Annotated in this window: 9 protein-coding genes and 1 tRNA gene; 5 read left to right on the top strand and 5 right to left on the bottom strand. The window is 60.5% G+C overall.

Annotated features, from left to right (window positions below):
• Positions 1 to 45: 45 nt before the first annotated feature.
• The 4 genes from B5525_RS16770 to cpdR form a co-directional block, all read right to left on the bottom strand.
• Positions 46 to 1,647, bottom strand: a complete 1,602-nt coding sequence (locus B5525_RS16770) for a hypothetical protein (RefSeq protein ID WP_079567002.1) — start codon at positions 1,645 to 1,647, stop codon at positions 46 to 48.
• 37 nt (positions 1,648 to 1,684) lie between these two features.
• Complete coding sequence (locus tag B5525_RS16765) at positions 1,685 to 2,563, bottom strand: site-specific integrase (protein ID WP_244567924.1); 879 nt, start codon at positions 2,561 to 2,563, stop codon at positions 1,685 to 1,687.
• A gap of 220 nt (positions 2,564 to 2,783) precedes the next feature.
• Positions 2,784 to 2,858 (bottom strand) — tRNA-Val (locus B5525_RS16760).
• Positions 2,859 to 2,939: 81 nt separating this feature from the next.
• Entirely contained in the window at positions 2,940 to 3,299 is a 360-nt protein-coding gene (gene cpdR, locus B5525_RS16755) for a cell cycle two-component system response regulator CpdR (protein ID WP_006610087.1), read from the bottom strand.
• 302 nt (positions 3,300 to 3,601) lie between these two features.
• Between cpdR and B5525_RS16750 the strand changes: the two genes are divergently transcribed.
• From B5525_RS16750 to B5525_RS16740, 3 genes are all read left to right on the top strand, one after another.
• Positions 3,602 to 4,489: an N-formylglutamate amidohydrolase gene (locus B5525_RS16750; protein ID WP_079567000.1), complete on the top strand. Its 888-nt coding sequence runs from the start codon at positions 3,602 to 3,604 to the stop codon at positions 4,487 to 4,489.
• Between the two features lie 609 nt (positions 4,490 to 5,098).
• Positions 5,099 to 5,881, top strand: a complete 783-nt coding sequence (gene hisN, locus B5525_RS16745) for a histidinol-phosphatase (protein ID WP_079566999.1) — start codon at positions 5,099 to 5,101, stop codon at positions 5,879 to 5,881.
• 151 nt (positions 5,882 to 6,032) lie between these two features.
• A complete protein-coding gene (locus tag B5525_RS16740; RefSeq protein ID WP_079573446.1) occupies positions 6,033 to 7,001 on the top strand; it encodes a Bug family tripartite tricarboxylate transporter substrate binding protein in 969 nt (322 codons plus the stop codon).
• Positions 7,002 to 7,030: 29 nt separating this feature from the next.
• Here the strand turns inward: B5525_RS16740 and B5525_RS16735 are convergent, their stop codons facing one another.
• Positions 7,031 to 7,921: a LysR family transcriptional regulator gene (locus B5525_RS16735; protein ID WP_079566998.1), complete on the bottom strand. Its 891-nt coding sequence runs from the start codon at positions 7,919 to 7,921 to the stop codon at positions 7,031 to 7,033.
• Between the two features lie 97 nt (positions 7,922 to 8,018).
• Between B5525_RS16735 and B5525_RS16730 the strand changes: the two genes are divergently transcribed.
• Positions 8,019 to 8,774, top strand: a complete 756-nt coding sequence (locus B5525_RS16730; RefSeq protein WP_079566997.1) for a sulfite exporter TauE/SafE family protein — start codon at positions 8,019 to 8,021, stop codon at positions 8,772 to 8,774.
• 184 nt (positions 8,775 to 8,958) lie between these two features.
• Positions 8,959 to 10,752, top strand: a complete 1,794-nt coding sequence (locus B5525_RS16725) for an adenylate/guanylate cyclase domain-containing protein (protein WP_079566996.1) — start codon at positions 8,959 to 8,961, stop codon at positions 10,750 to 10,752.
• Positions 10,753 to 10,866: the final 114 nt, after the last annotated feature.

Raw genomic sequence — 10,866 nt, 5'->3', positions numbered from 1 at the left:
GGATGCCGAGAATGTCCTGCGATCGCCGACCCGACGCAAGCGCTGCTACCCAATACGCCTGTCTTCGAGATAGTCCCTTCGCTCGGGAGTTTGCCGAGCGAGGAAATCAGCCTTCCTTGCACGATAGCCTTCATACCCCGGAGCATTTTGTGCAACATCTTCCCAGTGGGCCTGCTCAACGTCAGTGTCATTTGGGTCGGTTGGGTTGTCCTGTCCTAAAATCGTATCAAAGAAGGAGTCGTCGATCGTCACTGAAATCTCTGAATTCATGTGCCGGTGATAGGTCTCCATCATTGCCCGCTTCAGATTATTGTACGCGGCCCAATAGGTGATGAAACTGTCGTGTATTGGTAGAGCGGGGCAATCTTGCTCGCCCATCCTAAACATTACGTCTTCTGCGATCTCCGAGTCTTTTTTCTGAAGTTTTAGTCCTACCCCAGAATTGAAGTGTTGAGCGATCCTATGGTGCTTGTCCTTGATTGCCTCCTGAAGTTGGGGCCATGTTAGCCTGGGCGGAAGCCTTCCCGGACGCGGGGCTCTTATCGCTTGTCCCTCCTGAGCATTGATTAGCTTGAAGAAGGTCGACTTGATTAGCTTTTTGTAATCTGGATTGACCCCGTCGAGTGAGTAGGGATATTGCTCAAGGTGAAGCCCACCCAAGGCATACAGCATCGCGGCATGTAGGCCCGAATAGTCGAGTTCTCTGGTGGGTGTCCAATTGATGACTATGGACCTGCGATATTTGCTCGGGACCCTCTGCCACCAGCCTCCGTAGAACCGTCCACCCTGGTCGAAGCTGCCGTTGTTAAAGACGCGGTAAAGGCGATTCCTAGTGAGGTCGACGAAGCGAGGACGATCTTCTTCTTCCCTGAACGGTTCATCCTCGGCCTCTTCCTCCTCAGATGGCTGATCGTACATGTGTAGCAATTGGTCGTCCGTAAGAAATAGATCAATGCATTGATGACCCGCGTAGTCATTCCATCGTTTCAGTCTGGCCCTCATTCCCTCCGTGGTTTCGTCGCCCTGGTACGAGACAAGCTTCTTCTGAGTGTCCTTGAGTCGAATGGTCTCGGAAAGGGTATGAACCACAGACATCCCAGTCAGAGGTTTCCTACTAGTAATGGGTAGGGGGATATTAAGGATAAGCTCAGCCAATGACTGTCCATTCTGGTCATTTCCTGACTGGGAAGGAGACGTCTGACGACCCAGCAGGGCCGGAAGGGCTCTTATTCTGGTCACGTATGTTCTGGCACCAGACCTGCTTCGGTCATTGAAGCCGATATTGTAGGATACGAGTTGGGGTGAGCACCCCTTCAGGTAGTCGACCACTCTCTTCGTATTGTCGTACCCAATCCCATGATTGTTGTACCGCGATTGTGTGAAGGCACCGGAACTCTGCGGAATTGCCAGGAAGCACTCGGGGCTGGCTACGGCTGCCTTGACAAGATTAGCCAGCAGGCAATCGATCGTCTTTCTTATCTTCTCTCGTGTCGTTGGCTTGACCGGCCTAACTGCTTCAAGGCGGTGGAAAGCGATAGTCTTGGTCGTCAGCTCCGCCACAACGTCTTGGAAGTCAGGAAGTCTGGCGCTCCAATCGATCGGTATCGATTTGTCGAGATTGTCTTCGAACATGTAAGTATCGGACATCAGTGGAGACCTTGCAGTAAAGCCGATCTGGCGTCGATCATGAAGTGGACCTGTCCATCTTGTCGATGATGCCTTCTCGAAGAGGATGCGTGTAGCGAAAGAGTTGTCGCATATCCCGGTGGCCGCTGATGAGAGCAACCTCGGGCGGATTCAATCCGAGTTCAAAGAATCGACTGATAGCTTCGTGGCGCAGGTCGTGAAAATGAAAGTCCCCAAGATCCGCTCTCTCCCGGAGGCGCTCCCACGCCAAGCGGAAGGCATTCCTCGTGATAGGAAATAGAGGTCCTAGCCGTCCCCTCAGCAATTGTCCCAGAATTCTCACTGCTTCGACGGTCAGCGGAATAGTCCGTGCATGACCGTTCTTCGTCTTTCTGATGAGGAGTGATCGTCGCTCTAGATCGATCTGGTTGTCTTCAAGAGCCAGGACCTCCCCTCTCCTCATTCCCGTTGCCAGCGCGAGCCGAATGATAGGTTCGATCCAAGGGTTGCGGCAGAGGCGAGCCGCCTCAAGGATACGTTCCCATTCTCCACTCAGCAGTCGTCGTTCTCGCCGCTGAGAGGGAGCCTTCAGTTTCAGCCTGCCGAGGGGATTGTCTCTGAGTGGCACTCCCCACTCGTGTCTTGCGACTTCGAATAGATTATGGATGGGGTCGAGGTAGCGCTTCAGTGAGGTGGGTTTGACCGTCTGCAGCATCTGGTCCCGGTACGCTGCAAAGTCTTCCGTACGAAGATCTGAGAGTCGCTTGGAGCATATCGGGTGATGGAGGAATGCGGTGAGAGAAATACGTTCATTCTCGTACCCTCGTTTCTTCACGCTCACCGTGTCTCGGTAGCGAACAACCAAGTCAGCCAGGGTGATCCGCTGCAGGGCCTTCAGGTCGGTTGGAAGCTCGGCTCGATCGGCTTTCACCTCCATCTGTCTTGCCCATTCTGCCCCGTCTTTCCTAAGGGAGAACGACTTGGACAAGGGTTGGAGGCCTGCCCGTCTAATACGGACTTGCCATTTGTCTCTATGTTTGCGGATGCTCGCCATCGATTTTCTCCAACTGGGACCAGAGTGGGACCAAGCTGAGTTCTCGATTTAGCGATGAAGCCTTAGACGGACGGGAAACCCAATGACATCAACTGCCTGGAGATGGTGGGCGCGACAGGGATCGAACCTGTGACCCCCTCGATGTCAACGAGGTGCTCTCCCGCTGAGCTACGCGCCCTTAACCTGACTTCACGGGTGGGGTCCGTATATCGGCTCCAAAGCGGTCAGGCAAGGATGCCGCAAGGCTATTGGGGCCGAATTAGGCCGCCAGCATCTTGTTCACTTCGCTGACCAATTCGCGAAGATGGACCGGCTTGGAGAGGACTTTCGCGTTTTTGGGCGCCTCGGAATCCGAGTTCAGCGCGACCGCGGCAAAGCCGGTGATGAACATGATCTTGATATCGGGGTCGAGTTCCGAGGCCCGCCGCGCCAGCTCGATGCCGTCCATTTCGGGCATCACGATATCGGTCAGCAGCATCTCGAACGGCTCCTCGCGCAGCCGCTGATAGGCCGACATGCCGTTGTCGTGGGGCGAAACCTGAAAACCGGCGTTTTCCAGCGCCTTGACCAGGAAACGGCGCATGTCGTTGTCGTCTTCGGCGAGGAGGATTTTGTGCATGGCGTGGATCGTTGATTCCCGATGGGAGGATCAGTCCGCTCACTTAGCCCGACAGAGGGTAAATTTCGGGTGAAGGGCTCCGGTGAACGGCCGGAGGCTTGCTATCTTATTTCTGGACCGGAATGCGGCCCAATGCAATGAAGACGGGCGTTTTGCGGTTGTCGAGAGACATTCCAGCGGGTTGAAGGGTTTTTTCGCTTGGCAGAATGGTTGTGATTACAGACAATGCGCGCTCATAAAAGCTCCGCTTTTCTGGCAGAATCAATCGCCAGAGCCGCGGATTCCAGGGACGGCGCCCGACGATGACCCAGCATGATGGCGAACTGTCGCCTCCGTTCGAAATCGTGGAGCCGGCCAACTGGCGGGCGCCGATCATTTTCAACTCGCCGCATTCCGGCTCGGTCTACCCGGCCGAATTCCTCGACGCCTCGCGGATCGATCTGCCGGCGCTGCGCCGCTCCGAAGATTCCTTCATGGACGAGTTGATCGCAGGCCTCAGCGGCCAGGGTTTTCCGACCGTCCGGGTCCACTTCCCGCGCTCCTATGTCGACGTCAACCGGGAGCCCTACGAGCTCGATCCGCGGATGTTCTCTGGCAGATTGCCGAGTTTCGCCAATACGAGATCGATGCGGGTGGCCGGCGGGCTCGGCACCATCCCGCGCGTGGTCGGCGATGGTCAGGAAATCTATCGCGAGCGGCTTTCGGTCGACGACGCGCTGGCGCGGATCGAGGCACTCTACAAGCCCTATCACCGCGCGCTGCGGCGGCTGATCAACAAGGCGCACCAGGCGTTCGGCGCCGTCGTGGTGGTGGACTGCCATTCGATGCCCTCGGTCGGCGTATCGCGCGACGAGCCGCGGCGGCCCGACGTGGTGATCGGCGACCGCTACGGAACGAGCTGTGCGTCGCTGCTGCCCGACATGGTCGAGGAAACCATGCGAGGGCTGGGTTATTCGGTCGGGCGCAACAAGCCCTATGCGGGCGGCTTCATCACCGAGCATTACGGCAATCCGGCCTCCGGCCTGCACGCCATCCAGCTCGAGCTCAACCGCGCGATCTACATGGACGAGCGCCGGCGCGAACGCAGCCCGGGCTTTTCGCGGGTCGCCGCCGATTTCAATGTGCTGGCGGATGCGCTGGCCACGGTTCCGCTCGGCGAACTCGGACCGTTCCAGGCGGCGGCTGAATAGGCGAGCGTTTCCCGGCTGCATCCAGAAAGCGCATCAGAAAAACATAGCGCAAGAAAAAAGGGCCGCTTGAATGAACAAGCGGCCCAAGTCTAGGGAGGAAACGCCCAAGGAGGGCAGCGATAGCGCGAGGCGCTACCGCACCGCAACAATATGCGACCGCGCTGCACAAAGTGCAAGGGTTTTTGACTCTTTTCCCATGCAAAATTCACAGAGCTGGACGGCGTGACAAGAAAACCACTACCTCCATTTTTTTACAATAATTTCAAATATTTAGGGGATAAAGCGCGACCGCATTGGCCCTGCTGCGCAACGCTTGCTATTAATCTCTCTAATTCGTGAACGGCTGCGGTGTCTGAAAATACACTATTGCCGGGGCCGATTCGAGCAGACGAAAAAGCTCCAACGTAGCCGGCGATAGGCCTCGGCCCCTCGTGCGCGATGAGAAGGATTGGGCTAGAGCATGATCGGTTCTGATCGAGTCAGAACCGAAGCTCCAGATTCCTGTTTTGACGCGCTTTCGTCACGCGAGCCGGTGTCCACTTCGCTCGAAAATGCGCCAGGCAAGAGTCGCGCAATGCTCTATCCCGCGCCATCCCCAAAGGAACAGCCGTGACGGTTATCGATTTTACAGCCTTCATCGGCCGGCTTGCGACCTCGTCCGGGGAAACCATCCTGCCGTTCTTTCGGACCACGCTATCCGTCGAGAACAAGAGCAGCAGCCACGATTTCGATCCGGTGACCGAGGCCGACCGCGCCGCGGAAGCGGTGATGCGGCGGCTGATCAAGGCGAACTTCCCCCAGCACGGCATCGTCGGCGAGGAATTCGGCAGCGAGCGCGAAGATGCCGAATATGTCTGGGTGCTGGACCCGATCGATGGCACCAAGTCCTTCATCGCGGGCTTTCCGATCTGGGGCACGCTGATCGCGCTATTGCACCGGGGCACGCCGGTGTTCGGAATGATGCACCAGCCCTTTATCGGCGAGCGCTTTTCCGGCGACAGCGGTTCGGCGCATTACCATGGGCCGTCGGGGACGCGGAAGCTGGCGGTGCGGCGCTGCGCCTCGCTCGCCGAGGCAACCTCGTTCACGACCAGCCCACTGCTGATGAACGCCGCCGACCGCACCGCCTTCGGCCGCGTCGAGGACGCGGTGCGGCTGACGCGCTATGGCGGCGATTGCTATTCCTACTGCATGCTCGCCGCCGGCCATCTCGATCTCGTCATCGAGACCGAACTGAAACCCTACGATATCGCGGCATTGATCCCGATCATCACCGGCGCCGGCGGCATCGTCACCACCTGGGAAGGCAAGCCCGCCCAGGGCGGTGGCCGCATCATCGCGGCCGGCGATCCGCGCGTACACGAAGCGGCGATGAAACTGCTCAATAGCTAATCGGATTTTCCGTCATGGCCGGCTTCGTCCCGGCCATCCACGTCCTCCATACTGCCATGCTGCCACGACGCCATGCCCCGCAACGCAGACCATTCGCGCCGTGCACCGGCAGGAAGCTTTGGCCGAACATGACGAACGCTCCGAGGCTTGCATGAAAATTCTGCGGGCGCTGCTGATCGGGTTTTCCATCCTACTGTTTCCGAGGTTCGCCTCGGCGCAGGATTATCCCGCAAAACCGATCCGGCTAATCGTGCCGTTTCCGCCGGGCGGCCCCAACGACATCATCGCGCGCGTGATCGGCCAGCGCATGTCGGAACTGACGAAGCAGCCGGTCGTGATCGACAATCGCGGCGGCCAAGGCGGTGTACTCGGAACCGACGCTGTGGCGAAGGCCGCACCCGATGGCTATACCATCGCGATCTCGAGTGCGGGCGCGCTCGCCATCAGCCCGGGCATGGAAAAGATCGCCTATGACACACTGAGGGATCTGGCGCCGGTCACCCTGGTCGCCGCGGTGCCGGAAATGCTGGTGGTCGCGGGCAACGTTCCCGCTCACGACATGAGCGAACTGATCGCCCTCGCCAGGGCGCAGCCCGGCAAGCTCAATTTTACCTCCTCCGGCCCCGGCAGCTTGCCGCATCTGGCGGGCGAACTCCTCAAGCTCACCGCAAGGATCGACATCGTTCACGTGCCGTATCGGGGTGCTGCGCCCGCGGTGAACGACCTGCTGGGCCAGCAGGTGCAAATGGCGTTTCTCGATCTGCCGGCGGTGCTGCCGCAGATCAGGGCCGGCACCTTGCGCGCCATCGTGGTCGGCTCGCCGCAGCGCGCGCCGACCGCGATGGAGGTGCCCACCACCGCCGAAGCCGGGATGCCGGAGTTAAGGGTGGAGAACTGGTACGGCATGGTGGCGCCCGCCGGCACCCCGTCGGCCATCATCGCCGCGTTGAACGGGATCGCGACCGAAGCGATGCGCGATCCGACCGTAAGGCAAAAGCTCGCCAGCCAGGGCGCCGAACTGGTTGGCGACACCCCGGAACATTTTCGCGGGTTTATTGCGGCGGAAATCGCGAAATGGGCGAAGGTGATCCGGGATGCAGGGATTGCGCCGGAGAAGTGAGCAGTTGAGGCCGTCCTCGCCATGACCATCTACTGCGCCACCTTGCGCAGATGCTCCACCAACAGCTTCGCCGGCCGCGGCAGGGTCTTGAAACTGCGGGCGCAGATCGCGAGCCGGCGGTTGGCCCAGGGATCCCTGATCCGGATCACATTGATCTTCATCGACCGCGCGCAGCGTCGCGCGGCGATCTCCGGCATCACGGCAACACCGATGCCCGCGGCCACCATCTGGCCGATCGCATCGAAATTGTTGAGCCGGGCGCGAAAGCGCAGGCGGGTCCCGAGGCGGGCGGCGTGTCCGGCGATATGCGTGTGCAAGGCGCTGGAGGTGATCAGGCCGACGAAATCCCGCTCCACCACCTCGCGAAACTCGACCTGCCGCCGGTTCGCCAGTTCGTCATGGCGCGTGGCGACCAGCACCAGGCGGTCCTCGCTGAAGGCGATCCGCTCGATATTGTCGGGCAGCGCATGCTCCGCCGCCAGCCCGAGATCGGCGGCGCCGGCGGCGATCGCGCGCGCGATCTCGCCGCTTTCGTGTTCCTCGACGTCGATCGAGATGTGCGGATGCTCGGCGAGAAAAGCGGCCAGCGTCTTCGGCAGATATTCCGACAGCCCCGATGTATTGGCGAGGAAGCGGACGGTCGCCTTCACCCCGCGCGCAAAGGCGGCGAGATCGCCGCGCATCGTCTCCACATTATGCAGCACGACCCTGGCATGATCGAGCAGGGTTTCGCCGGCCGCGGTCAGCTCGACGCCGCGGCGGCCGCGCCGCAGCAGCGACACGCCGAGCGCCGCCTCCAGCCCCTTGATCCGCGCGCTGGCGGACGCCAGCGCCAGATGGACGCGCTGCGCGCCATTGGTGATGCTGCGGGTCTCCGCGACGGCGACGAACAGTTGCAGGTCGACCAGATCGAAACGCATGGCAGTCTCCCTGGGCTATCTGCCTTCGTTGTAGCCGAAGGCTAGCTCCGTAAGCTCCAGATTGTGCCGCCGCCGCCGATCGGTCAATCTATTGCGCATGTCCGAACCTCTGCTGATTCTGGTCGCTGCCGCCTTCCTGCTGGCGGGTTTCGTCAAGGGCGTGATCGGGCTCGGCCTGCCGACAGTGTCGATGGGCCTGCTCGCGGTCACCATGCCGCCGGCGCACGCGCTCGCGATCGTGATCGTGCCCGCCATCGTCACCAATATCTGGCAGACCTTCGTCGGCCCCTATCTGCGCGACATCGTCCGGCGGCTGTGGCCGCTGATGGCGGGCACCGTAATCGGCATCTGGCTGAACGCCGGCATGCTGACCGGCCCCTATGCGCGCTACGGCACCATCGTGCTCGGCGTGCTGCTGGTGATCTATGCGATCGTGGGCTTGAGCACGTTCAGCTTGAAGGTCGCGCGCCGGAACGAAAAATGGATCGGCGGCATCGTCGGCGTCACGACGGGCATGATTTCCGCCGCGACCGGCGTGCAGGTGATCCCGTCGATGCCGTTCATGCAGGCGATCGGCATGGAGAAGGACGAGCTGGTGCAGGCGCTCGGGGTCTTCTTCACCGTGGCGACGCTGGCGCTGGCCTTCAATCTCACCAGCGCCGGCCTGTTGAGCGCTGCGACCGCGCTGCCCGGCGCGATCGCCATGGCCGCCGCTTTTGCCGGCATGTTTGTCGGGCAGGCGGTACGCTCGCGGATGCAGCCCGAGGTGTTCCGCCGCTGGTTCCTGATCGCGATGATCTTTCTCGGACTCTATCTCGCGGCCAGCGCGATCTACAACACACTGGCGGGTTGACGAGACTCCTCCTCACTCGCGAAGGGTGCCAAAATGAGCGCCACATCCAGCCTGCGCCGAATTTGGAGGGCTTTGCATCGCGCCGCTCCCCAAGTCTTGGTTCCACCGGAAATCATGCGCTTAAAACCATTGGCTTCGATCGGCCGGCGACGTACTAGTATGCGCCGGTTCGGGAGCAGGATGAATGGAGAGACGTCTGGCGGCCATAGTTTGCGCTGACGTTGCCGGCTACTCCCGAATGATGGGTGCCGACGAGGAAGGCACGCACGCCGCCTTCAAGGCCCACCGCAGCGCGATCTATCCGATCATTCTCAATCATGGCGGCCGGGTGGTGAAGAACACCGGCGACGGCTTCCTGCTGGAATTCCCGAGCATCGTCGGCGCCATCGAGTCCGCTATCGCCGTGCAAACGCTGATGGTGGAGCGGAATAACCAGCTTCCCGCGGATCGCGTCATGCAGTTCCGTCTGGGCGTCCACATGGGAGATGTGATCGCCGACGAGGACGAGGTCTTCGGCGACGGCGTGAACATCGCCGTCCGGCTCGAATCGGTGGCCGCTCCCGGCGGCGTCGCCGTATCGGAAAAGGCCTACCATGAGGCCGGCAAGCATCTCGGCGTGAGCCTTGTCGACACCGGCGCTCACCGCTTCAAGAATATCGACGAGCCGGTCAACGTCTGGACCTGGGCACCCGGCGGGCTGGACGACCGTACCCGCGAGCCGCGAAGCGCGACAAACCTGCCGGCGCAATATCGGACCGCGATCGTCGGCGTACTGCCCTTCACGAATCTCAGCGACGGCGCCGACGAATATTTTTCCGACGGCCTCACCGAGGACCTCATTCACGCGCTCTCCCTGCAATCGCTCTATCGGGTGCTAAGCCGGAATTCGACGTTTTCGTTCAAGGGCAAGAATCTGAGCACCCGCCTGATCGCGCGCGAGATTGACGCGACCTACCTGATCCAGGGGTCGGTCCGGCGTGGTGGAAGCAAAATTCGTGTCACTGCCGAACTGATCGCTCCCGAAAATGGCGAGCATTTGTGGGCCGGCCGGTATGACCGGGACATCGGCGATCTGTTCGCGATGCAGGATGAAATCACCACCAGCCTGTCCGCAGCCCTGGCCCCGGAGATCTTTCGGGCGGAAGCGTCGGCTCCCGCGCGGTCATCGTCCACCGATCTGACCGCATGGGACCGGTTCCTGAGGGGGCTTTCACATTATTACCTTCACACCAAAGCGGATTTCGAAACCTCGATCGCGCTGTTCAGGGAGGCCATCGCGTTCGATCCGGCGCTTGCCATTGCACGCGCCTATCTCGCCACCGTGCTGGTGCAGGGCGTGCAGTACGGTTGGATCAAGAGCACGCGTCAATTGTGGTCCGAGGCGATGAGCCTGGCGGAAGCCAGTGTCCGGCTCGATCCGCGTTCCTCCTTCGCATTTTCGATTCTGTCCTATATGCATGCGATGGAAGGCAATTACGACGCGGCACTGGGGGCCGCCAACAGGGCGGTCAAGGTGAACCCGTACGACATGGGTGCCCGCGGCGTGCTTGGAATATGTCATCTCGTGATCGGCGAACATCGACAGGCCATCGAGCTGTTTTCCACGGCCGTACAGCGCGGCAACAGCGACCCCCGGTATAAATGGGCGGCGTTGAACGCGTTCAGCCATTACCTTCTGGGACAATATGATGCATCGCTGTCCTGGGCGCGCGAAGCCTTGTATCTGAACCCCAATCATCTTCAGGTGCTGGCGGTGCGGGCCGCGGCGCTGGCACAATTGGGAAGAAGCGATGAAACGGCAAAGGCGGCCGAGGTCTTGCTGACCAGCTTTCCAGGCCTCACCGTCGAACGGCATTTGCGGAATTTCCGCTGGAAAAATCCCGCCGACATCGCCCATTATCGCGAGGGCCTTCTGAAAGCCGGTATACCGTCGACCAGACTGACGCTCGTTCAAACTGCCCCAAAGCGTACAGCTTGAGAGCGTTTTCGAGCGAAAGCCTGCCCCGCACTTGATGCGGGGTGGATACCGGTTCGCGTGAAGAAAACGCGTCAAAACAAAGAGCTAGCGCCCGGTTCTAATTCAATTTGAACC

Origin of the sequence: Bradyrhizobium erythrophlei (genome assembly GCF_900129505.1) — a bacterium.
Lineage (GTDB): Bacteria > Pseudomonadota > Alphaproteobacteria > Rhizobiales > Xanthobacteraceae > Bradyrhizobium > Bradyrhizobium erythrophlei_D.
The sequence above is the reverse complement of the archived record's forward strand: the minus strand, read 5'-3'. Positions and strand labels throughout refer to the sequence as shown.